Annotated in this window: 18 protein-coding genes and 1 other annotated feature; of the genes, 5 read left to right on the top strand and 13 right to left on the bottom strand. The window is 37.1% G+C overall.

Translation table 11 applies throughout. The annotated features are described in order from the left end of the window. Positions 1-429 precede the first annotated feature (429 nt). The 4 genes from RVS70_RS09680 (at position 430) to RVS70_RS09695 (ending at position 3,566) form a co-directional block, all read left to right on the top strand. Complete coding sequence (locus RVS70_RS09680; RefSeq protein ID WP_026680311.1) at positions 430-1,185, top strand: GTP cyclohydrolase II; 756 nt, start codon at positions 430-432, stop codon at positions 1,183-1,185. Continuing rightward, the gene (ribD, locus tag RVS70_RS09685; protein WP_121604391.1) at positions 1,178-2,284 is read left to right on the top strand and encodes a bifunctional diaminohydroxyphosphoribosylaminopyrimidine deaminase/5-amino-6-(5-phosphoribosylamino)uracil reductase RibD; all 1,107 of its coding nucleotides are present in this window, start codon (positions 1,178-1,180) and stop codon (positions 2,282-2,284) included. The genes RVS70_RS09680 and ribD overlap by 8 nt, the downstream gene beginning before the upstream one ends. After that, complete coding sequence (locus tag RVS70_RS09690; protein ID WP_026680309.1) at positions 2,284-2,856, top strand: 5' nucleotidase, NT5C type; 573 nt, start codon at positions 2,284-2,286, stop codon at positions 2,854-2,856. The genes ribD and RVS70_RS09690 overlap by 1 nt, the downstream gene beginning before the upstream one ends. Before the next feature lie 314 nt (positions 2,857-3,170). Then, the gene (locus RVS70_RS09695; RefSeq protein WP_026680308.1) at positions 3,171-3,566 is read left to right on the top strand and encodes a RidA family protein; all 396 of its coding nucleotides are present in this window, start codon (positions 3,171-3,173) and stop codon (positions 3,564-3,566) included. 140 nt (positions 3,567-3,706) lie between these two features. On the opposite strand, the gene cydC is transcribed toward RVS70_RS09695, so the two are convergent. The 5 genes from cydC to RVS70_RS09720 form a co-directional block, all read right to left on the bottom strand. Then, positions 3,707-5,419 carry a thiol reductant ABC exporter subunit CydC gene (gene cydC / locus RVS70_RS09700; RefSeq protein ID WP_121604390.1) on the bottom strand — a complete coding sequence of 571 codons (1,713 nt, stop codon included), beginning with the start codon at positions 5,417-5,419 and terminating at the stop codon, positions 3,707-3,709. After that, complete coding sequence (gene cydD / locus RVS70_RS09705) at positions 5,416-7,149, bottom strand: thiol reductant ABC exporter subunit CydD (protein WP_321133092.1); 1,734 nt, start codon at positions 7,147-7,149, stop codon at positions 5,416-5,418. Before cydD ends, cydC begins: the two co-directional genes overlap by 4 nt. A 37-nt stretch (positions 7,150-7,186) precedes the next feature. Next, entirely contained in the window at positions 7,187-8,200 is a 1,014-nt protein-coding gene (locus RVS70_RS09710) for a cytochrome d ubiquinol oxidase subunit II (RefSeq protein WP_026680306.1), read from the bottom strand. Beyond that, a complete protein-coding gene (locus RVS70_RS09715; RefSeq protein ID WP_034678641.1) occupies positions 8,197-9,549 on the bottom strand; it encodes a cytochrome ubiquinol oxidase subunit I in 1,353 nt (450 codons plus the stop codon). The genes RVS70_RS09710 and RVS70_RS09715 overlap by 4 nt, the downstream gene beginning before the upstream one ends. A 331-nt stretch (positions 9,550-9,880) precedes the next feature. Further along, entirely contained in the window at positions 9,881-10,975 is a 1,095-nt protein-coding gene (locus RVS70_RS09720; protein ID WP_166530411.1) for a glycosyltransferase family 2 protein, read from the bottom strand. Positions 10,976-11,127: 152 nt separating this feature from the next. Here RVS70_RS09720 and pdxK point away from each other — a divergent pair, with 152 nt between their 5' ends. Next, complete coding sequence (gene pdxK / locus RVS70_RS09725; RefSeq protein ID WP_026680303.1) at positions 11,128-11,925, top strand: pyridoxine/pyridoxal/pyridoxamine kinase; 798 nt, start codon at positions 11,128-11,130, stop codon at positions 11,923-11,925. Positions 11,926-12,088: 163 nt separating this feature from the next. Here pdxK and ileS read toward each other — a convergent pair whose 3' ends face one another. The 8 genes from ileS to helD all read right to left on the bottom strand — a co-directional run bounded on the left by ileS (position 12,089) and on the right by helD (position 23,770). Next, positions 12,089-15,187, bottom strand: coding sequence for an isoleucine--tRNA ligase (gene ileS / locus RVS70_RS09730; RefSeq protein ID WP_321133094.1), 3,099 nt, complete (start codon positions 15,185-15,187; stop codon positions 12,089-12,091). 85 nt (positions 15,188-15,272) lie between these two features. Continuing rightward, positions 15,273-15,525 (bottom strand) — a binding site (T-box leader). 293 nt (positions 15,526-15,818) lie between these two features. Continuing rightward, positions 15,819-16,577, bottom strand: a complete 759-nt coding sequence (locus tag RVS70_RS09735) for an alpha/beta hydrolase (protein ID WP_051388267.1) — start codon at positions 16,575-16,577, stop codon at positions 15,819-15,821. Positions 16,578-16,653: 76 nt separating this feature from the next. Beyond that, entirely contained in the window at positions 16,654-17,442 is a 789-nt protein-coding gene (locus RVS70_RS09740; RefSeq protein ID WP_026680300.1) for an ABC transporter ATP-binding protein, read from the bottom strand. A gap of 14 nt (positions 17,443-17,456) precedes the next feature. Beyond that, positions 17,457-18,479, bottom strand: coding sequence for a FecCD family ABC transporter permease (locus RVS70_RS09745; protein ID WP_026680299.1), 1,023 nt, complete (start codon positions 18,477-18,479; stop codon positions 17,457-17,459). After that, positions 18,472-19,479, bottom strand: a complete 1,008-nt coding sequence (locus tag RVS70_RS09750; protein WP_205389465.1) for a FecCD family ABC transporter permease — start codon at positions 19,477-19,479, stop codon at positions 18,472-18,474. The genes RVS70_RS09745 and RVS70_RS09750 overlap by 8 nt, the downstream gene beginning before the upstream one ends. A gap of 344 nt (positions 19,480-19,823) precedes the next feature. Beyond that, positions 19,824-20,021 (bottom strand): hypothetical protein, encoded by a 198-nt coding sequence (locus RVS70_RS09755; RefSeq protein WP_121603754.1) that lies wholly within the window; start codon positions 20,019-20,021, stop codon positions 19,824-19,826. Positions 20,022-20,426: 405 nt separating this feature from the next. Further along, a complete protein-coding gene (locus RVS70_RS09760) occupies positions 20,427-21,032 on the bottom strand; it encodes a hypothetical protein (RefSeq protein ID WP_205389464.1) in 606 nt (201 codons plus the stop codon). A gap of 443 nt (positions 21,033-21,475) precedes the next feature. Beyond that, the gene (helD, locus tag RVS70_RS09765; protein WP_321133097.1) at positions 21,476-23,770 is read right to left on the bottom strand and encodes an RNA polymerase recycling motor HelD; all 2,295 of its coding nucleotides are present in this window, start codon (positions 23,768-23,770) and stop codon (positions 21,476-21,478) included. Positions 23,771-24,048 lie beyond the last annotated feature (278 nt).

Genomic DNA, 24,048 nt, shown 5'->3' on the forward strand with positions numbered 1-24,048 from the left:
TTCATAGTGAGACCTCTCCTTGGTATTTATTAATTTCGGGGTCAATGCGCATTGACACCCTGTACTATACCAAGGGGGCTCTTTTTTGTTCAACCCTCAAATTTCTTCATTACAGGAATGCTCCTATATCATTTTTTTACATCTTAACATACATACAGTATGTATGTAAACGAGAAATAAAGTGAACCTTCAAAATTAATAAAATACTATTTTTATCCCAATCGGAAGAAAATATAGTACATACTATATGTTAGTAACAGGTCTAACGTATTAATAAACGACGTGCTTTACCTCCGTATCGTTTATCTGATCTAGGTTCTCCTATACCAAGTAAATTTCTCAAATATACTGGATAACATTAAAAGAACGAAAAATTGATGATATCCGTTTTTTTCATTATACTTAGTGGAAATGAAAGGAGATTACAAAATGGAACAAATAAAGCTTAAATCTGACGTTTTTTCTATTTTGAAGGATAAAATTCAACTCATACAAAAGAATGAACGTGCTATATATTTAGTTGGACCAATTCAACTACCTGTAAATCTAGATGGAGAGACAACTGTATTCCAGTGGTATTGCTGGCTAAATTATGATCAAATTACAGAGGACTATGAAGAAATCATTAAAAAATTAGCTTCCTCTAATTTGGCTGACTTCCAACAATCCAGTGTTTTAGTATATGGGGATTTCGCTAATGCTGAAAATGCCTTAATTCGTATGCATTCCATCTGTCATACTGGCGATATTTTTGGAAGCAAACGCTGTGATTGTGGCTTTCAATTAAAGGAATCCATGAAGCGAATTAAAGAAAATGGTGCAGGCGCACTATTCTACTTATCGAACCATGAAGGAAGAGGAATTGGCTTATTTAGTAAAGCAATGGCTTACCTCCTTCAAGAAAACGGCTATGATACCGTTGAAGCCAATGAAGCTCTTGGTTTTGTTAATGACTCTAGAGATTATGATGACGCTATTCTAGTCTTGAAAAAATTACGTAACAAATCAGTTACCTTAATTACAAATAACCCGAAAAAGCTTGAAGCGTTAGAAAAAGCTGGGCTACCAGTCTCAGGGAGAACCCCATTATGGGGTGATGTTTCTGAATACAACCGTAAATACTTACAAACGAAAGTGACAAAGTCAGGGCATTTGCAAGCAGAGGGGAATTGCTTCAATGACTAATCATGAATTTTATATGGATATTGCATTAAACAACGCCCGAGCTACGAAAGGACAAACGGACCCAAACCCTCTAGTGGGGTCCGTCATTGTTAATCATAATCGAATAGTTGGCCTAGGCACGCATTTGCAAGCTGGGGAGCCACATGCGGAAATTCATGCATTGCGAATGGCTGGAGAGCAGGCAAGGGGTGGAACGATTTATGTTACACTTGAACCATGCTCACACCATGGTCGAACAGGTCCTTGTGCCGAAGCAATTGTACAAGCAGGGATTAAAAAGGTTGTTATTGCAACCCTAGATCCAAATCCAATTGTTTCTGGAAATGGAGTTTCTATTTTAAAAAAAGCAGGTATCGAAGTGGAAATCGGTATTCGTGAAGCAGAAGCAATTAAAATGAACGAAGTATTTAATACGTATATTGTACAAAAGAGACCTTTTATTACTTTGAAAACTGGAATCACTTTAGATGGAAAAGTTGCTAGTCATACGCTTAGCAGTAAATGGATTACATCTGAAGAAGCCAGGAAGGATGTTCATCAACTACGAACCGAACATATGGCGATTCTTACAGGAATAAATACCGTATTAAAGGATAATCCCGCGCTAACAGCAAGGATTCCAAATGGTCGTAACCCTCTAAGAATTGTTATGGATTCTTCCTTGAGAATTCCTTTAGATTATCAGATTGTTCAGGATAAGCAGGCAAACACTTGGATTTTTACAACCAAAAATCATGATAGACATAAGCGAAAAGAATTAGAAGGATTTGGTGTTACTGTTATTAACACAGGCGATTCAACCGTTGTTGATCCAGGGAAAGTCATAACATATCTAGGGGAACATGGTATATCATCATTACTAATTGAAGCTGGAGGAGTAATCAATGCCTCCTTTATTGAAAATAGATTGGTAGATAAAACGATTATTTATATGGCTCCAAAATTAATCGGTGGAAAACATGCTCCAACTTTTCTTGAAGGGACTGGCATAGATAAGATGGAACATGCAATTGAACTGAAGGATATAGAAATAACACAGATTGGTAAAGACTTTAAATGGACGGGATATCCTGCCTACAGGGATATGAGGGATGTATAATGAACTTTGGATTTGATATTGATGATACGTTACTTAATTTACGAGAACATGCCTTTAACTTGTATAGAGAGAAATTAAATAAACATGTACCTATTAAGGAATTCTATCGTTTAACCAGGGTAGAAATTCACGAACCTTTTGGACTTACAGATAAAGAAGGAAAAGAATTGTGGAGAAGCTCGTTAGAATCTATTTATTATACGGATTGTCCTATCTTTCCAGGAGCATTAGAAACAGTAAAATGGCTTAAGCGTGAGGGACATGATATATATTATATTACCGCCCGTCCTTCTCAACATGGCGAACGAACAAAAAAATGGTTAAGCGAACGTGATTTCCCTATCGATGATGGTAACTTTTATTATGGAATGAAGGATCATGAAAAAATAACCATCATTAACGAATTAAATCTCGATTACTACGTAGATGACAAGCCAACTGTCCTTAAGACATTGTTAGATAGTGACACAACGCTTCTATTAAAAGATCAGTCCTATAATAGGAATTTTACAGAGGCTATTCGACTATATGATTGGTACGAATTGAAGGAGTTATTGGATACACTACCGTAAATTTATACGAGGTACACTCACTGTCGCTATAACGCTTTTTTACATTGATCGTGATGAAAAAAAATGATAAAATTCATTTAGAAGATTGATCAATAATTAATTATACATTTCGATTACGATATAGCAAACATCGAACTTGTCAGTAAAGAAAGGAGTATGCATATTATGAAGAAAAGATCACTTGAATTTTTATCTTTAGGATATGGATACTCTACTGCTGTTTTTTTCTAAGATACATTTCCTAGGGTGGAGTGTGTCTAAATGCCTTTTAGAGAAAACTGCAGATACTAATAAACATGACGAGGTCGATAAAAATGAAAAATAAAATAACTAGAAAAAACCCAGCAAACATGCCGGAACCAGTCGGTAATTACACTCATATAACCAAAATACCTAGGAACTCGGAACTTTATGTAAGCTCCGGACAGGTCGGAGTAGATCAGAATGGTTCATTCCCAGAAAGTTTGAACGCACAGATTAACAATACATTTCATAACATTAAAACATTACTAGAATCTGAACAGCTAGAAGCAAATAATATTATAAAAGTAAATGTTTGGGCAACTGAAAAAATTGATTGGGATTACCTGTATTCCGAATGGGGAGAATTATTCGGTAACAATTACCCTGCAATGACTATCGGGTACATTACAGAATTAGGTTTGCCAGAAATAAAAATAGAACTAGAAATTTGGGCAGCTAAAGTATAAAAATAACGACACACTTCATTCTTGCGAACCCCCTTTTGAAGAATTATCTCAAAAGAGGGTTCCTTTTATATTAAACTATAAAGGATCATCTCATTAATCATTATTACAAAAGGGTGATCCGAAACTAGTACGAGATACTGCTATAACAAATTCCTCTCTAATTCTTTCATTTCATAGAAGTATCCACGCTTATCCATTAGCTCCGTAAAGGTTCCTTTTTCTACTACTCGTCCTTGATCCATCACAATGATTTGATCCATACGTTCCATACCAGTTAAACGATGACTGATCAAAACAACTGTATCATCTGCTGCTTGTTGAAAAAGGTGGTTATATACAATCTGCTCTGTTACAGCATCAAGTGAAGAAGTAGGTTCATCCAACAACCAAAAACATCCCCTTTTAAGCATTGCTCTTGCAATTGCTAATCGTTGTTTCTCTCCGCCAGATAAATTTTCTCCTTTTTCAAATACATGACTATCTAAATCAAAATGATCTAATTGAACTTTCTTAAGCATGGCATGCATCTCATTCTCTGTTACTCCATCATTCGCTAATTGCAGATTATCTCTAATCGTACCATAAAAGAAATGATTTTCTTGGAGAACGACACTTGCAGCCTCCCAGATACTCTCCTGTTGGATCTGGTCGAAATTCGTATTATTCATGGATAGTTTACCTGTATCTGTCGTGACCAACTTTAATAGTAGCTGTAGTATGGTTGATTTTCCGGAACCACTTGGACCAACTATTGCTGTTTTGGAACCAGCTGAAAGCTGCAAATCTACTTCATGTACAGCTGGTCGCCCTTCATTTAAAAACGTATAGGATACACCTTTCATGTTGATAGTAGGTGCAGTTACGATTTGCTGAAATAAACTTGATTCCACCATTTTTTTATCCTTTTTCTCAACTATAGAAAATAATCGATTCGCTGCTCGTCTACTATCATTAAAATGAATCGGAAATACAGCCATGGGTGATACATCTTCAAATACAGTAATAGAAAGCATAACCAACATAGCTAATAACACACCATCTAACTGTCCTTGCCCAATCAAATAGGCGCCAACAGCCAAAACGCTCCACGTTACCAGTAATGAAACAAAATTATTAATTGACTGATTATACAAGGTGTTAATCCCCTCATGCTCCTGTTCCATGATATAAGTATTAGATGTCTCTAAAAGTTGATTTCGCTTATTATCCATTTGCTGATAAATTTTCAAATCACGAAATCCATACAGAAACTCGGTTACTTCTGTTGATAACTTTGCTCGCTCATCTCGTACTTGGCTGTTGATTGTTTGTTGACGTATAGCAAAAATAGCAGGTATTACAACTGCTGTGAGTAATAGTCCAATGAACAGAATAATGGCTATATGGATAGAGTAAAAGCATGTAAAGAAAATTGTGCTAAGAAACACGAGCCCTAAAACAATTGGTGGGTAGACCACACGCAGGAAGAAATTTTGTAGACTCTCTACATCCCCAACAATTCTTGCCAAAAGATCCCCACTACGATACTTATTAAATATACCCGGTGCTAATGGCTCTAATTTTTGATAAAAAGTCATTCTCAAATTACTAAGCATCGTAAATGTACCCCGATGGGAAACAAACCGTTCTCCATATCTACTGAACGCTCGAATAAAACTAAGCAATTTTACAGAAGCAATCAGAATCATTAACGTATAAAACGGCGGCTGTAATGCTGCTTTTGAAATTAAATATCCGCTAGCCGAGAACAGTAATACCGTAGCTAGACCAGCAATAAACCCTAAAAAAATGGAAAGGAGAATATCTCTTTTTTCCTTCATCATAAGCCTGGTCACAATTACTAGATCTCTCATTCAGCCTTCCCTCCCCGTTGTACAGATACCATTGTTCGGTATCCGGGAACCGTTTGTACTAATTGTTCATGTGTTCCTTCTGCAATAAGCATTCCATCATCAAGAAACAGGATCTTATCCGCATCTTTAATCGTGTGCAATCGATGAGCTACTGTAATAATCGTGGCGGTTCTCGCAAGCTTTTCAATGGAAGACTGCAAGATTCGTTCTGTCTTTAAATCTAATCCAACGGTCGGTTCATCAAATAGTACAATAGATGGTTGCTTTAAAAAGGCTCTTGCTAAGGCTAGACGTTGCTTTTCTCCCCCAGACAAGCCTCTTCCACCTTCTCCTACTACTGTGTCATAGCCATGCTCAAATGAAGCGATTGTATCCGAAATACCTGCCTGTTCTGCTGCTTCTTCTATTTCTTGTTTTGTTGGTTGTTGATGGTTACTTCCAATAGCAATATTATCTGTAATTGTCCCCGAAAAAATATATGGATCCTGTGAAATATAGCTAAGTCTATGAAACCAGTCTTCCTCTTTATATTTAGTTAAAGGCACACCATCAATAGCTATACCACCTCCGTGCGTTGGGATAATACCTGCAATCATATGCAAGAGCGTCGTCTTTCCAGATCCTGTTTTACCAACAATCGCATTCTTGGTTATTGGTGAAAAGCTTGTATTAATTTGTCTTAATGCAAATTGATCTTCTCCATATTGAAAGCCCGCATTTATTAATTCCAGTTTTACTGGGATATCTGTTTTCGGAATCGGCTTATCTCCCCAGTGAACAGCTGGTCCATCCACTAACTCTTCTTCAATTTTTCTTATAGCTCCCATACTGCTTCTTCCATTATGGAAAGCCGTTCCTAGCTCACGTAGTGCTGTGAAAAATTCAGGAGCTAGTACGAGCACGTAAAATGCCGTAAAAAAAGATATTCCATCAAAAATAATTAGTTGCAGCGCAACTTCCAATGCGATGATCCCGATTGCCAACATAGAAATCAGCTCTAACATAAAAGATGATGCAAAGGCTACTTTTAAAATATCCATCGTAGCATCCCGAAACCCTAAACTGCTTTGTTGAATAGCTTCTTTTTGCTGCTTAGCTTTGCCAAATAATTTTAGAGTAACAAGACCTTGAAGCGTGTCTAAAAACCGACCTGAAAATACAGCCAATTTCTCCATTTGTTCTTCTGACTTTTTCTTTGTTTGCATCCCAATTATAACCATGAATAATGGGATAAATGGGAATGTAATAAGCATAATTAAACCAGTATTTACATGCTGGGTAAATACAACTATTAATATCATAACTGGAATAATTGAAGAGCGAATCACTTGAGGGATATATTGACTAAAATAGCTATCTATCTCATCAGTGGCGTCCATGGTGACACTAACCTTTTGACCTGCCTGCCCCTTAAGTGAAGCCTGAACAGGGTTTTCTGTATAATTCGCAAGCAATATATATCGAAAATATCTTTTTGCATTTGCTCCCAGTCGAACACCGACCCTACCGCTCAGGTAAGTAAACATAGTCCTTACGAAGAGAATGATGAGTAATCCTCCCAATAATGGGAGGATTTCTCGAAAGGTTAGATCATCCAGAAAGACACCATCGATTATGCTGACGAGTAGATAAGCTTGTCCAATAATTGCTCCACACGTTATGAAAGCAAACACCAATAAATAGATCATGCTAAATTTTTTGCTATTTAAAAATTCTTTTACATCGCGCATTATTTAGCTCCTGTTCAACAGAATCTTTTGTAGCTCCTCATTTCTTTCCCTTCACATAATCTGCATTAAATAAGAATAAGCGCATGAGTAAAATTAGCGAAGGAATTAGCAAAAATAAGCCTAAGATAAATACGACAATCAATGCAATCCCTGTTGCTTCATGCGTCGCATTTTCGTAAATCGTAATATAAGGATCCAAAATATATGGAAGATGACTAGCACCATATCCAAAAAAGGCAAAGAAGAATTGCAGCATCACACTTATAAATGCTAATCCATAACGTTTTCCTTCATAAATTAACCACATGGCAATCATAAAGAACCCAACGGATAGACCGAACATCCACCACAAATCAAACATATTCTGATAATGACGTTCATTATGCTGACCTAAAGCAATAAATGTAGTCAGCGCAGCAATAATGGTCGGTGTAGCCCAGAATAATGCGTATTTACGAACAAGCTTTAACGCTGCCTGGTCGTTCGCCCTTGCTGCATAAAATGTTAGAAACGCTGCGCTAATAAATAGCACGGATACAATAGCAAGAAATACAACGCTCCATGAATAAGGACTTGTAAATAATGCAAGATAGTCTAAAGAAACAACACCATTCTCTTCTAAAATAAAACCACCTTCAGACATCGTTAGAGCAGTAGATAATGATGCCGGAATTAATAAACCCGTTGCTCCATATAAGAACATATACACATTGCTTTTTTTAGATCCGTAATTTTCAAAGGCATAAAAGGAGCCACGTATGGCTAGCAATATTATAGCAATACTTCCTGGAACTAACAGTGAAGTTCCATAATAGTAAGCCGAGTCAGGGAAGAACCCGACGATGCCCACAAAGAAAAAAACAAAGAATACATTGGTTACTTCCCAGACAGGGGACAGATATCTTGAAATCAATTGGTTGATAATATGATCTTTTTTTGTGATTTTTGCGTAATACGCAAAAAAGCCAGCGCCAAAATCGACAGATGCAACAATAAGATAACCATATAAAAAGATCCACAATACGGTAATCCCAATTATTTCATAACTCATGTGTTATCACCCTTTTCTATCGTCGGGTATTTCTTCTCTAGTTCTTCTTCAGCCGGATTATTTTTAAAAAGCTTCCTTAATACAATAACACCTAGTACTCCTAATACGATATATAATCCAAGAAATAGTAGAAACATCAAACCTACATATGGAGATGTCGTTGCCGCATCCTCTACTAACATATAACCCCGTAATATCCACGGCTGTCTGCCTTCTTCTGCAAATATCCAACCGAATTCAATAGCGAGCATCGCTAATGGTCCACTAGCTACGAGTAGCCATAGCATCCATTTATTATGTTCATTCCACCGTTTAATTTTCCACGATAAAATATATAGTAAGGACACTCCTAATAAGAAGAATCCGATTACCACCATAAAGTCAAACATATAGTGAATCCATAAAGGTGGACGTTCCTCTTCAGGGAATTCTTCAAGTCCGGTTACCTCACTCTGAAAATCCCCATAAGCTAGGAAACTTAAAAGCCCAGGGAAACGAAGTACACCAGCAGGTGTATTCTCATCACCTAACCAACCAAACAGGACAAGATCTGCTCCTTCCTCTGTTTCAAAATGCCATTCTGCAGCTGCCAATTTTTCGGGCTGATGCTCTGCCAAAAATTTTGCGGACACATCTCCAGCAATTGCTGTCAAAATTGAAAAGAGAAAGGTTAATGTAACCGTTAATTTTAGTGCTTTTTTATGATATTCTGTTCTTTTCTTCCGTAGCATACTGAATGCAGCGATTGCTGCAAGAATTGCAGCCACTGTCAAATAAGCAGAAGTTAAAACATGAAATACCTTTGAAGGCATAGCAGGATTAAACATAGCATCGATTGGATTTATGGCCGCAAAACCACCTGCTCCTGTCGTAAAGCCTTCAGGTGTATTCATAAATGCATTTACTGAAGTAATAAATACAGCAGAAAGTGCACCTCCAATTACAATTGGAAGAGAAAACCACCAGTGGGTCATCGGATTTTTAAATCGATCCCACGTATAAAGGTATATTCCTAAAAAGATGGCTTCAAAGAAAAATGCAAATACTTCCATAAAAAGCGGTAAGCTAATAACATTTCCAGCTACTTGCATAAATTGCGGCCAAAGCAATGATAGCTGGAGTCCTATAGCTGTACCTGTTACAACACCAATTGCTACAGGAATAACGAATCCGCGTGTCCAGCGCCGTGCTAGCATTGAATAGTGTGGATCATTCTTTTTAATTCCAATAAATTCAGCAATAGATATCATTAATGGTACTCCGACACCAAGAGTAGCGAAGATAATGTGAAATACGAGTGTTAGTGAAGTTAAAAGTCGACTCACTAGCACCGGATCCATATCCATCATAATTCGGTTTTTCCTCCTTTATTCATGCAAGCTCTCAACTTGCTCAGTACTGATCAAGCGAATATCTATTCATATACATCCTTATCCTTAGACTGATTTAAGCATGTTATTGTTATCCACTTTACTGCTAGTATAAACTATTCTTATATAGAAAAAAGATGATTACCATGACAAAACATTGACAAACCAAAGACAAAATTATGTCTGTCTACATTTAGATAATTCCCTATTGTAGACAAATTACACCTCAAACTGAGATTTTTCATTGCAAAAATGATGAAAAACCCCTACACACAAGTTAAATGTATGCAGGGAATCAATAGTTCATAGCTTATTTTAACTCCTCTTTATCTAAGCGCTGAAAGAATTTTTCATTATGAAGTACTTGTGAATTGGTTGGATTATATTTTTTTGTTATGACATGATTATGATAGGCATCTTTTTTATTCCCTAATTGCCAGTTACAATAGCACATCTGTAAATGAGGATACCAAGTGGAAAATGCTGTATTTGTAAATCCGCTATCATTTTCAGGTTCTAATGTAAGTGCCAAAGCATACCAAATATTTGCCTTTTTGAATAATCCGTTTTCTTTAAAATGGTCCCCTACCCTACATGAAACCTCAGGGCGCGGCAAGTCAAATTTTAATGTTTGTAATAAAGCCTCCAATTCTTTATCTGACTCCTGTTTCGCTTTAAAACAGTCAGCCATATAGATGCATGCACGTATTTCATCCTCCACCCATCCTTGCTTTGTATTTAAGAAGCGCTGATAGTACGTAATTGCCTCATCTATTCGCTCGTGATCCTTTAGCTCATTAGCATAGTAAAACATATCCCTTGGAGTAAACGCTTTGCCCTTTTCCAATTGCCTTTCATAAATTTTTAAATTGCGATCCCCCTTGTTCGAAGTATTATTCTTCTCATATTTCCGGTGAGTTACAGCTATTTGTGAAGGAATAATATTTCCGCCTACCTGTAAATACTCATGGACTACTCCAAACCATTTAAATTGATTACTTCTTTTTACAAGCCGATTTCTTCGATATTTAAAAGTAGGATTTCCTTGTTCATCAAATGCAGTGTGATAATACATGGAAACTGCATCTATGCCATCATGGAGCTCTTTTTTTAGTTCTTTTAACTTTTCCATATCCTCAGGAAGCAAAATATCATCTGCATCTAACCACATGATAAAATCCTTCGTTGCATAGCTAAAGGCTTTATTCCGTGCAGCTGAGAAGTCTTCGATCCATTCAAAATCATAGACTTTGCTTGTATAACTGGAAGCTATCGCTTTAGTATTATCCTTTGATCCAGTATCTAGAATAATTATTTCGTCACAGACCGATTCCACACTTCTTAAGCATTGTTCTAATATTTCTTCTTCATCCTTTACTATCATGCATAAACTAATTGTTTTCATTCATTTCACCACCTTATCTAGCTACCATTACTATATGATTTATATCCATGCAATTGTTCATAACGCTCCTACAGCATCTAATACTTTCATTCTCAGAATTTCTGTTATATTCTATAAGAAGAACGAAGAATCTTAAGTTTGGGGCGATATAAATGACAATGAAAAAAACCTTAACTCTTGCTGGCTCTGATTCTAGCGGTGGTGCTGGAATTCAGGCGGATCTGAAGACATTCCAAGAGCATGATGTTTACGGTATGACAGCACTTACCTCAATCGTGACAATGAATCCTGATGGTTGGAGCCACCATGTTTCACCCATTGATGTTAATATTGTAGAAAAGCAATTGGATACCATTCTATCCGTTGGCGTTGATGCTATGAAAACGGGTATGCTAGGTTCTGTTGATATTATTGAATTAGGTGCAAGAAAGATTGAAGAATATCAACTGCGTAATTATGTTCTTGATCCTGTGATGGTATGTAAGGGAGATGACGAGGTCCTTCAGCCAGAGAACACGGACGCAATGCGCGAACTTTTACTACCACATGCAATTGTCACAACACCAAATTTATTTGAAGCAGGACAACTTGCACAAACAGGACCGATTAAAACAGTTGATGGTATGAAAGAGGCTGCTGTAAAAATCCATGAACTAGGTGCTAAAAATGTCATTATTAAAGGTGGAAAAGCATTTGATTACGAAAAAGCGTTAGACCTTTTTTATGATGGAAACTCCTTTACACTTTTGGAAAAGGATAAGATTAATACAACTTATAATCATGGTGCTGGTTGCACATTTGCTGCTGCTATTACAGCAAATTTGGCTAAAGGAAAATCCGTTGAAGATGCTGTCAGAGATGCAAAGGACTTTGTAACAGCAGCAATTACTTCTGGATGGAAATTGAATGCATATGTAGGACCGGTTATGCATGGAGCCTATAATAAATAATGTAATAAAAATGCCATGGAGCTACTAGTCTCCATGGCATTTCTTGTATTCCATTAAGTCTATAGCGTAATTAAAGTCATCCATGCCAACAGACAATTTGGAATAAACTATAACTGACTATTAAATAGATTGAGCATAATCAAGGCTACGCTCCCTGAAATTTTTAGTTACTTTCTATATCTATAGCTATATCGATCGATTCATCTTCCACGTTAATTGTTTTCATGGTGTCTTTTTTTCCAAATTCCATTGACTTTACCAATAAATTTCTTTCCATAATTCCCCGAAATTGAGTAATAACTTCCCTTACATTGTCTGAAGCATCGAAGATAAGGTGTACACGTTTATCAACTGGTAAATTCAATTCTTTTCGATATAGCTGTACAGCACGAATAATTTCTCTGGCCATTCCCTCTTGTTGAAGTTCCTTCGTTATTTGCGTATTTAAATATACAGCATAGCTTTCATTTGTAGCCATCTCTATTCCCTCTTTTGTTACCTGTTGAATTAAAAGATCTTCTGCTTCTAACTGTAAAATCTCCCCTGATAAAAGCCTTACCTGGAAATCACCTTCCGCAATCTTTTTTGCTTCTTCCGTAGATAATTGCTGCAACCGTTTTTGGACCTCCCCAATTTTCTTGCCTAACTTCGGACCAGCAACTGGAAAATTCAATTTAACTTCATATCGAACAGAAGCTATTGGTTGATTTAGTACATTAACCTGCTTCACATTTATTTCATCCTTGATAATATCTTGATAGTTCATTAAATAATTCGTTTGGATATCGGCACCTACTATTAATAATTCCGACAGTGGTTGTTTTGTTTTCATACCTGACGTATTTCGAGCATGACGTGCTAATTCAACTACCTGTAGGACACCACCCATTTCTTTCTCCAATTGTTTATTAAGTAAGTTTTTATCGACGTTAGGAAAATCTGCAACATGGACACTATTACCAGTAAGATTAACATGTACATCTTCTGTAATGAACGGCATAAATGGTGCAAGTAGACGACTAGTTGTCGTCAAAATTTCATATAGCGTATGGTAAGCTGCAAGTTTTGAATTGTCCATTCCCTTACCCCAGAAACGATCTCTGGAACGGCGAATATACCAATTACTCACCTGTTCAACAAATACAGCTAGCTCTCTTGTAGCAGAAGTAAAGTCATAGCTATCTATATATAATTGTGATTCTGTTATGGCTGTCTGTAGACGAGAAAGGATCCAGTTATCAAGTATGGATCTCTCTCCAGCTTGGTGCAAGCTTGGATTAAACTGATCAATCTTCGCATATAACGTATAAAATGAATAAACATTCATCCATGTATCAACCATTTTCGACTTCGCTAAAGCAACAATATTTGAAGAAAAACGCTTATTATTCCACGGAGCACTATCCGCCAATAATGACCAGCGCAATGCATCAGCGCCATATGTTTCCACAAGTTCGATTGGGTTTATAACGTTTCCCTTACTCTTTGACATTTTTCTTCCGTCTTCATCTAAAATATGCCCTAACGATAATACACGTTTATAGGAAGGCTTCCCTGTAAATAAGGAAGATACCGTCAATAGACTATAAAACCAACCCCGCGTTTGGTCAACTCCCTCAGCAATTACATCCGCTGGAAATTGCTTCTCAAAAAGCTCCCTATTCTCAAAGGGATAATGATATTGAGCAAACGGCATGGAGCCACTATCAAACCAAACATCAATCACTTCACTTGTTCGATACATACTACCCTTACATTTCGGACAGTTTAGCGTAATTTTATCAACATATGGTTTGTGTAGCTCCAGATCATCTGGAATAGCTTTTTCTGCATGTTCTCTTAATGCTTGAACACTTTCTGGCACAAACTCGTGCTGACAGCTATCACAAATCCACACATTTAAAGGAGTGCCCCAATAACGATTTCTCCCTAAATTCCAATCCACCATATTTTCTAGGAATTTACCGAATCGCCCGTACTTCATATGCTCTGGATACCAATCGATGGATTCATTGTTCTGTAGAATAATATCTTTGATAGCAGTAGTCTTTACAAACCATCCTTCCATAGCATAGTAAATAAGGGGTGAATCGCAACGCCAACAATGTGGGTAGCTATGCTCATATTTCTCTTTTGCAAATAAGCGTCCCTTATCTGCCAGCATTTTTATGATGGATACATCACTGTCCTTGGCAAATTTCCCCGCTAGTGGTTTAACAGACTCTTTATACCTTCCAGCCTGATCGATTACATGAACAAAATCCAAACCATTTCGCTGAACAGCCTGATAATCATCCTCCCCATGAGCAGGAGCTAAATGAACGATCCCGGTACCACTATCTTTAGCTACAAAATCAGCACCAATCACTACATACCCTTTCGATACTTCTACATAAGGAAAGAGCGGTTCATACGATAAACCAACAAACTCTACCCCCGTATGTTGACTCACGATCTGGTAGTCAGCTGTGAACACTTGATCGACAAGAGCTTCTGCAACAATATAAACCTTATTATTCTGTTCTACTTTTACATAGTTCATTTCTGGGTTTACAGCTAAAGCAATATTGGCCGGCAATGTCCACGGAGTTGTCGTCCAGCCTAAGAAGTATTCATTCCTAGTATCTTTTATTTTGAATTTCGCTGTTACGGATAGATCTTTTACGTCCTTATAACCCTGAGCCACTTCATGCGAACTTAACGATGTTTGACAGCTAGGACAGTATGGCGTTACCCGATGTCCTTGATAGAGCAGCCCTTTTTTATGAATCGTTGCAAGGATATACCATACACTTTCAATATAATTATTATGCAATGTTACATACGGATCATCCATGTCGACCCAATATCCAATAGCTTCCGTAAAGGAACGCCATTGTTTTTCATAATCAAATACACTTTCCTTACACGCTTCGATGAATGCCTCCACCCCATATGCTTCAATCTCCTGTTTACCAGATATTCCAATTTTTTTCTCAACACCTAGTTCTACTGGTAAACCATGCGTATCCCAACCAGCTTTCCGCACCACTTGATATCCTTGCATCGTTTTATACCTTGCTACTACATCCTTAACAACTCTACCAAGGACATGACCAGCATGGGGTAACCCATTAGCGGTAGGCGGACCTTCATAGAAAACAAACGATTCATTGCCATCTCTGTTTCGAATGGATTCCTGAAAGATCCCTTCCTCATTCCACCATTCCTTTATTCTTTTCTCCCTTTCTATCGCTGTCTCTTTATGCACAGATTCGTTCATAAACTCACTCCATTTCAATGATTACTATTATACGGTTCGTATCGTCATCCTTTTATATACATAAAAAAACCCGCCCCTAGATATAGATAGGGACGAGTTTCCACCCGTGTTACCACCCTGATTCCAGATAATGTATATGCAATACAATTATCTAGCACTCATCAACGTACTATCATACGCGCCCCTTTTAACGGCGGGTCCCCGGGAAAACTTAAATGAATATTCAGCCTTCCTTCTCAGAGAGGATATTCAGCATAATGGGAACATTGGTTTGCAGCAAATCACCAACTCTCTAAAGATCCACATTTATACCTACTCATTCTCGTCAACGAATGTAACCGTTTGTTTATAATATGCTTAGCATAAAGTAAAGCGTTCCTAATGTCAAACATATTTACGGTTTCATACAACTGGTTCCATACTTGGAATAAAATGAAACTTCCATCCTTGGGGATTTTTGTTTATCCCCCATGGTTTGGTAGTACCACAAGGGTATGACCTAAAGGCTTTTGAATCAATCGGACATTTACTGGCAGCCTATCCCTCGCTTACCAATAATTGTTTCACTTTATTGCTTGAAGCTGGAATCTTACGGCCGCTTATATGTGGAATAAATCTAACTATCGTATGCTTAACCTGAATGCATATGTAAAAACCTTATTGCTCTACTTATCACAGTTGGTACAACGGATACATGATTCTCATCCGTCAATTCATAAAATACCGTTGTTAATCCTTTTGATCTTAGCTCTTCCAGTCGAATAGCGAGATCACGTGCATCATTTACCATATGATCTTTTTCTAATTCACCAACAGCAAGAAACACCCGCTTTTCACTTATATCGGTATTAGCGGCCCAGTTCTTTACTAGCTCCAATATGACGCGATTTCCCCACCATATTGAAGGACTTGTTATCATAAAGGTTTGAAATGCAGACGTTCCTGAAAATAAAACATACAATGCAAATAATCCTCCCAAAGAATGACCAAATAATGTTTGTTTCTGTCGATCAATGGAAACGTGTTGCTCTATACATGGCTGTAATTCCTGCGTAATAAAATGAAAGAACTCCTCTGCTCCACCATTTTCAGACCATGCACTACCATCAGGCTTGGGTGGTAAATTTTCCACAGAAGTAGGTGGCGTAAAATCGTACACTCTAAATTCAGATGCAAAAGCGGCATCAACCGGATAACCAATGCCTACAATAACAGCCGGAATCACTTTTGTTTTTTCTGATCGAGCAGATTGTACTTTCACCGTCTCATGAAATGTATGAAAAAAAGCATTCCCATCCAAAACATAGATAATTGGATAACCAGATTCCGGAGCTGGCTGTTTTGGTATAGAGATGTAAATATCGTATCGCCTACCGTACCTCGAAGTCATCGACCATTTCTCTGCTCCAGATGTAATTACAGGCGATGTTTTATATTCTTTCAACCTATTTCCCCCTTACATTTATTTATGCTTGTATACTATCATATCCAAAACATACTGGGGAATTATCGTATGGGTCTATCATTACTCTTGCATCAATTTCAAAGACTTCCTTTAATACTTCGTTTGTAATGATATCTGAAGGACTTCCAACAGAAATAACTTCACCAGACTTCATTGCCACAATCTCATTTGAAAACCTAGCAGCATGATTAATATCATGTAATACCATTACAATTGTACAACCATGCTCTTTATTAAGCCGTTGTACAATCTGTAGGACTTCCAATTGGTGAGCTAAATCAAGGTACGTTGTCGGTTCATCTAGTAATAGTACTTCCGTTTCCTGAGCTAGTGCCATCGCCAACCAAACCTTCTGCCTTTGACCACCTGATAGATTACCTATTTTACGGTCACGGAAGGATGTAGTGGAGGTAATATCCATTGCCCATTCAATAACCTTACGATCTTCCTTTGTTAATTTATTGACATTTTTCCGATGTGGATAACGTCCATATGTGATAAGCTCTTCCACCTTCAGTTCACCAGGGGCAGTAGGATTTTGCGAAAGCATAGCTAGATGTTTGGCAATTTTCTTTGTTGGTATATGATTAAGTTCTTTGCCTTGTAAGAATACTTTTCCATTACGCTGCTTTAAAATTCTTCCCATTGTTTTTAATAAGGTTGATTTCCCACAGCCATTTGGTCCAATAATTGTCGTGATTTCACCAGTCTTCACCTGTAAATGAAGATCTCTGAACACCGTATGTCTTTCATAACCAGTCTCCAATGCCTCCGCCTGCAAAATACTCATTTGCCTTCCCCTCCCTATGTTTTCGTTTTTACTAATAAATATAGAAAATACGGTACACCGATAATCGATATCACGATACCAACAGGCAACTCTGCTGGGGCAAAAACCGTTTTTGCTATAAAATCTGATACGATGACAAGTAGTACACCAAGTAATCCACATATAGGAATCACATATCTATGCTGTAGTCCAACGAGTCTTCTTGCTATATGTGGAGCCATAAGCCCTACAAAACCTATACTTCCAGATACAGAAACACAAGCGCTGACAAGAGCAACACTACTTATTAGAAGTAGTATTTTCTCTTTCTCTACGGAAACACCTAAGCTTTTTAAATTTGATTCTTCTAATTGAAATAAATCTAATAAATAAGCCTTTTTATAGATGATTGGGATAAATAAAATAATCCAAGGAATCATAGATAGAATATAAATCCAATTAGCGTTGTATATTGTTCCAGAAATCCATACCGTTGCCATCTCAAAGTCAGATGCTTTCATTTTTAACGAAATATAAAGGGAAAATGCTCCAAAACCTGATCCAATAGCTATTCCCGTAAGCAGAAGACGTTGGGAATCTAATTTTCCATTTTTCCAAGCGAAGAGAAAGATAATCGTAGCCGCTATAAGACCACCAATTAACCCAAAGAGTGGCTGCATCATAATAGCTAACAATCCCGTATCCGTTATCTTATCTTTAAAGAAAAACATAAACAATACAATCGCCGCTCCAGCACCGGCATTTATACCAAGTATCCCTGGGTCAGCTAAACCATTTCTAGTAATCCCTTGAATAACTGCACCAGCTATACCGAGTCCAAACCCAACTAAACCAGCAATAACAATTCGTGGTAGTCGAAAATCAAAAATAACTAAATCATAATCTTCTGTAGGGTTAATACGTAAAATGGTTCGAAAAACATTTGATACCGTAATATCAAACGATCCATTTGTAATGCTTATGTAAATCGCCACTAATATCGAAACTGAAATAAGCAATAATGTTGTAATATATCGACGTCTATCTGCTTTATGCATGCTTCTCTCCTCCCCTACTACGAATTAAATAAAGGAAGAAAGGGATTCCAATAAAAGCAGTGATAACACCAATTGGCGTTTCAAACGGATAATTGATAAATCTACTTAACACATCACATAACGCCAAGAATCCGCCGCCAATTACGCCAGCACAAGGAATGATCCAGCGATAATCTATACCAACTAAGAATCTAGTGATATGAGGAATGATTAGACCTACAAAACCTATCTTTCCAACTAGTGCTACGGCGGTACCTGTCAGCATAACAACAGCTATAACAGTCATCGCTTTAACAAGCTTCGTTCGTTGTCCCAAGTTAACAGATACGTCTTCACCTAATGACAAGATAGTAATTGATTTTGCTAAAAATATAATGATCAAGATTCCTACTATGCCAAAAGGAATTGCGATTTTTAACATGGATGGATCAATCTGATGAAGTCGTGCATTATACCAAAAGCTCACATTTTGCGACACTTGAAAATAGGTGGAAATGGCCGATGATATACTGCTTAAAAACGTACCAATAACGGTGCCAATAATAGCTAATCTCACAGGTGACAACCCATTCCGTAAAAGTGAACCAAAGCCAAATACAATTCCTGCTCCTAATAAGGAACCAAGCATAGAATAAAGGATCATTTGTAACGATGACATACCTGGCATCCACACCATACAAATAGTGATTACAAAAGCTGATCCATCGGTAACTCCCATAATGGAAGGGGATGCAAGATAGTTTCTTGTCATCCCCTGCATAACCGCTCCCGATATCGCTAGAAAGGCACCTACTATTAATGCACCAAGAGCTCTAGGTATACGTGACGCTATGATTATTGCATGATCGACATTTTCTGGATCATAGTTAATAATTGCATCCCAAACGGTAGTTAAAGCAATCGATTTTGTCCCCAAAACCACTGATAAACAAGTAATAAGTATAATCCAAAGGGGTGCAGTCATTAATATAACTACGTGCACTTTATTTGTTTTTCCCATAACTTCCAACGCACCTTATGCTTTATTCGACTAAATCTACTATATAGCTTCTTCATAGACTGACCAGTATTTTCTTCTCAGTAAATAATAAGAAAATAGGATCAGGGTTACTTTCTGCTAATTAGATTATTACCCACACTATATAATTGAGAATGATTATTAATTTCATTTAAAATGATATGGGATTAACCCCCTTTTGTCAACTGATTTTTAATAAATATGACTCCATTCCATATTAATGGACAACATAATGAGAAATAAAAAAAACGGAGCAAAATTCGCTCATTCCTTATCACTAAATGCTCAGATTTACGCTTCCTCTAGTAGCTATTATGGAATAATAGCTACTGCTTGACCACCACTCCGGCTGCCCACTTCCCTTTCCGTGGGGTTTGTCCTTCAGCTAACTTTTTTAGCAAAACCCGCTCAAAAAAGTGGATCTTCAGGTCAAACATTTCCCACAGGAGTTGAAGTGGCCGGCCTTCGCTATTATCAGGCTCTACAACGCTAGCATGAAGTAACACAGCTGCTTTTATACTCACAGATAGCGATTTTCACTTTACCCATTGTAAAAAAAGTCAACCTATTTCTTATGACAAGAATTGTTGCACCTTCTCATAGCGGAGACTAATTACGTAGACTCCTGCGGGAATTGCGCGAGCCGAAAATTCACTTTGCAACGTGTTCTTCTTTGCAAAGTTAGTTGAGGCCGTTCCGCCGAAAGCGAAGTAATTAGTCGGAGCATTGCCAATATACATCTAACATTCAAAATAACTACTTGGCTTAACGCAGTCATTGCACTGATTTTATACTTTCTTAACTTATAAAAAAGGATGAAGGTTTATACCCTTTCATCCGCAGTCCGTTGAGATACTTTTCCCGTTCTTTTTATTCAAGGAGCGAAAAGCAATATAGAATCTTCACCTTCCGCGAAGCAACACGTCAGCTTAACGTCTTTGCATATGTACTGAACGATTCTCCTTTTTCCAAATTGCAAATATACGTGTACAGGCTTTTAAGTAATACATCATTTTACCTGTATATAAAATAATATTCGTAGAATGATAGATCGCAAGCGTTTTACAAATTGCCTTTCCCCCTACTGTAAAAGCAGCGATAATACTTGTTAATACAACAGATATAATAATAAACCATATGGAACCTTCGGAAGTTTGAACCAGTTTAGCCAGTTGGAATACGACAGCCGTAGAAGCTGCCCCACTAACGATTCCTGAAATATCACCGACAACATCATTAAAAAGACTTGAAAATAAAGGGGCTTTCTTTGCAATAAATGCTGCTTCCTTTGCTCCCTTGACTTTCTTAGCAGCCATAGCATGAAAATGATTCTCTTGTGAAGTTGCTGCAGCTAAGCCAATCGTATCGCCAATAATTCCTATCATAATAAAGACAAACACAATGAGTAGACTAAGAAATAATCCTGAACCTTCTTGAAATAATGTTGAAATCAACGCAAACAAAAAAGCCATTCCAAATGTTAAAAAGCTAATATTACTACTCCATTGCAGTGATTCACGCATAAGCCTGAACATCTCAAATTTGCTCCTTTTTCTAATAAATTGCGGCAAAGGGGGCGCTCTTCCGGCTACCACCCCGGAAGAGCAATTTGAAATACCTGAACTACCAATCATTAATTTGTCTCTAAGACAAATTAATTAACCTAAGAAACAAATATTTTATACAACTAATAATGTTGCATATATGAAACTTATACTATTTTCAGAAAAAAAGCAAGCGTTTTAGCTCCTTTATTAAGAAAAAATCTTTCCACCTCTTTAAATAGAAACTTCAATTAGTGAATTTTGTTTACCCCCCACTAATTGGTAGTACCACAAGGATATGACCTAAAAGCCCTAGAACCAACCGGACATTTACTGGCAGTTACTGCCAGTTATATGTGGGGAAAATTTCGTATTCCTCGGATTGCAGTTCGGAGTATCTTCATTTTTTATCTTTTAGACTAAGGCAACAACTCTTATCCATTGGCCACTACATACGTATCCGTTTTAGCTTCATGGATAAACAAACACGGCTCAGCCGCTGTTACCATAACTAGCTCATGCATCGCACGTGTACAGGCTGTGTAAAATACTGTTCGGTCTGATTCCGTATAGTGATTCGTTGATGCATCTGGGATAATAACCGCATCAAATTCAATCCCCTTCGCTAGATAAACAGGTATAATAAGTATTCCTTTCTTAAAGGAATATGTCTCCTCATCCACTCGAGTAACAGAAATAGATGGGCTGAGTAAGTTATAGATAGCCACACATTCATTTTTTGTTTTACAAATAAAAGCAATCGTTTCGTACCCAATTTTTAAAAGTTCATTTAGTGAGGTAAGTAGGACCTCTTTTTCTGTCTTGTTAAGATACAGCAGCTTAGGTTTATTTCCTTGCCTTTCAAATGGTTCAATTACTTCTTTTCCTGGAGCAAAACACGTTGTAAATTCAACAATCTGCTTGGTAGAACGATAACTTTTTGTTAATGTTATCCGTTCAGTATTATCCTCGCCCATTGCTTGTAGCGGATTATCCCTTGATGTATGGACATTAATTGCTTGATTGATATCCCCTAATAAAGTCATCCTCGTATAAGGGAACATATGCTTTATATAAGCAAATTGAAACTCGGAAAGGTCCTGTGCTTCATCCACGAATAAATGGCGAACAGCACGGTCTGTCTCATCACCAAGGAGTTGACTTTTGAAGTAAGCGTATGGAGCAGCATCCTCCCAAGTCAAAAAGTTTTTTGATAAATTACTTGCCGTTTGGGAGGAAAATGACGTCCAGTCTTCTGGTAGCTCATCTGACTCCCAGCACGTGTAGAACCTCTTATAAGTAGCTAAAACGTTTACGAAGGCTAACTGTTTTATTTGCCTTTTTAATGAATCGAACATCTTGGCTACTACAACCTTCCTTAATATTAACTCTTCATCAACTGCACTATCCCCATCCTGCTCCTGAGCTTCATAATACGCTTTCACATATGCGGCTTTATCTAGCAGTCCTATTTTCTCTTCAACCCAATCTTTATTCAGTTCTTCTTTTTGAAATTGATAAAGCTCTTTCAATAGCCACTTAACGGTTAACTCTATTCGATTTGGCAAGGATATATTTGGATCCATCGTATAGAAATATTCCTTCACCTTCTCCTTCGGTATTAAAATACGTTTACGAAATGAAATATTTTTAAATTGTACTCCTTCCGCATGAAGGTCAGCTATATATGCGTCAAGTAGATGCTTATATGCTATTGTTGATTTATATTTAATATTGTTTAATCGAAAATGACGGTTAGCATCTTCTTGATAAGTGAGCAAATATTCCATTTGTGCAAAAGGAGATTCAATACTCATTGCCTCCCCAACCTTATCTTGTAAATAATCAAAAAAAGTTAATTGCTTCACATTAGTCTCTCCTAGTTCAGGAAGCACATTATTTATATAGCTCGTAAATAGTGGATTAGGTGAAAATAAAACCACATTCTCAGGGGTTAATTCACTACGATAACGATACATTAAGTATGCAATACGCTGTAGCGCTGCTGATGTTTTACCACTTCCAGCTACTCCCTGTACAAGTAAAAGCTTGCTCTTTTCATTGCGAATGATTTTATTTTGTTCTTTCTGTATAGTAGCAACTATACTTTTCATTGTAGAGCTAGCATTATTTCCCAACGCCTCCTGAAGCAACTGATCTCCAATAGTCAATCCGGTATCGAACATTCCCTTTATTTCACCATTTCGTATAATAAATTGCCTTTTTAATGATATATTCCCCATCACCATACCATCCAACGTTTGATAGGCAGCTTTACCTAAGGTGTAATCATAATATAGGCTTGATATGGGTGCACGCCAATCATAGATTAAGAAATCTTCCTCCTCTCTGTCCATAAGAGAGGAAATACCAATATATAGCTGTTCTGCTGTCTTTTCATCATCTTCTTTAAAGTCAATTCTTCCAAAATATGGGCTATTTTTTAATTGTTTTAGCGTTTGAAGTTCTTTAGCCATGCTTCCATGAATTTTTTCCTTTTGAGCTAATAGCTCAGCTTGTTGTTTGATGCTAGCTTCTGTTTCAATTACATCATCTGGTTCATCCAAGTTAACTGTCACATCGTCCCAAAATGTTTTACGAAGGTCGATAACACTATCTTTCAATTCCGAAGTCTTTGAAAGTAGTTTTTCTTCCTTTTTATAAATTTCTTCCATCACCTTTTCTACTCTTTGTTGCTCAACCACCCAATCACCATGTTTCGAACTCATTTAACCAACCCCATTCAACTATTTTACTCATTTGTGTTGACTTCACAAAAAATAATTGATATAATATAATTGGATAAAAATATTGTATAAATTATTTTTTGCATAGCCTGTTAAGCATATCATGTTCTATTCATAGATGCAACAGGTGTTTTTGAATTACGTATTTCCCCATATTATCCTATTCATTGTAATACTACATAGATAGTATTCTTTTTTTTATTTTTTTAAACTATCCGTATCCTTTTATGCCGTTTTTTCGTTAATACATGTGAAAGGGG

This window comes from Virgibacillus sp. M23 (assembly GCF_034190895.1).
In the GTDB taxonomy this organism is placed as follows: domain Bacteria; phylum Bacillota; class Bacilli; order Bacillales; family Amphibacillaceae; genus Virgibacillus; species Virgibacillus salarius.

Bases quoted from the DNA above. Each gene is read 5' to 3' on its own strand.
- RVS70_RS09680 (WP_026680311.1), top strand. From the start codon at position 430: ATGGAACAAATAAAGCTTAAATCTGACGTTTTTTCTATTTTGAAGGAT.
- ribD (WP_121604391.1), top strand. From the start codon at position 1,178: ATGACTAATCATGAATTTTATATGGATATTGCATTAAACAACGCCCGA.
- RVS70_RS09690 (WP_026680309.1), top strand. From the start codon at position 2,284: ATGAACTTTGGATTTGATATTGATGATACGTTACTTAATTTACGAGAA.
- RVS70_RS09695 (WP_026680308.1), top strand. From the start codon at position 3,171: ATGAAAAATAAAATAACTAGAAAAAACCCAGCAAACATGCCGGAACCA.
- cydC (WP_121604390.1), bottom strand. From the start codon at position 5,419: ATGAGAGATCTAGTAATTGTGACCAGGCTTATGATGAAGGAAAAAAGA.
- cydD (WP_321133092.1), bottom strand. From the start codon at position 7,149: ATGCGCGATGTAAAAGAATTTTTAAATAGCAAAAAATTTAGCATGATC.
- RVS70_RS09710 (WP_026680306.1), bottom strand. From the start codon at position 8,200: ATGAGTTATGAAATAATTGGGATTACCGTATTGTGGATCTTTTTATAT.
- RVS70_RS09715 (WP_034678641.1), bottom strand. From the start codon at position 9,549: ATGATGGATATGGATCCGGTGCTAGTGAGTCGACTTTTAACTTCACTA.
- RVS70_RS09720 (WP_166530411.1), bottom strand. From the start codon at position 10,975: ATGAAAACAATTAGTTTATGCATGATAGTAAAGGATGAAGAAGAAATA.
- pdxK (WP_026680303.1), top strand. From the start codon at position 11,128: ATGACAATGAAAAAAACCTTAACTCTTGCTGGCTCTGATTCTAGCGGT.
- ileS (WP_321133094.1), bottom strand. From the start codon at position 15,187: ATGAACGAATCTGTGCATAAAGAGACAGCGATAGAAAGGGAGAAAAGA.
- RVS70_RS09735 (WP_051388267.1), bottom strand. From the start codon at position 16,577: ATGACTTCGAGGTACGGTAGGCGATACGATATTTACATCTCTATACCA.
- RVS70_RS09740 (WP_026680300.1), bottom strand. From the start codon at position 17,442: ATGAGTATTTTGCAGGCGGAGGCATTGGAGACTGGTTATGAAAGACAT.
- RVS70_RS09745 (WP_026680299.1), bottom strand. From the start codon at position 18,479: ATGCATAAAGCAGATAGACGTCGATATATTACAACATTATTGCTTATT.
- RVS70_RS09750 (WP_205389465.1), bottom strand. From the start codon at position 19,479: ATGGGAAAAACAAATAAAGTGCACGTAGTTATATTAATGACTGCACCC.
- RVS70_RS09760 (WP_205389464.1), bottom strand. From the start codon at position 21,032: ATGTTCAGGCTTATGCGTGAATCACTGCAATGGAGTAGTAATATTAGC.
- helD (WP_321133097.1), bottom strand. From the start codon at position 23,770: ATGAGTTCGAAACATGGTGATTGGGTGGTTGAGCAACAAAGAGTAGAA.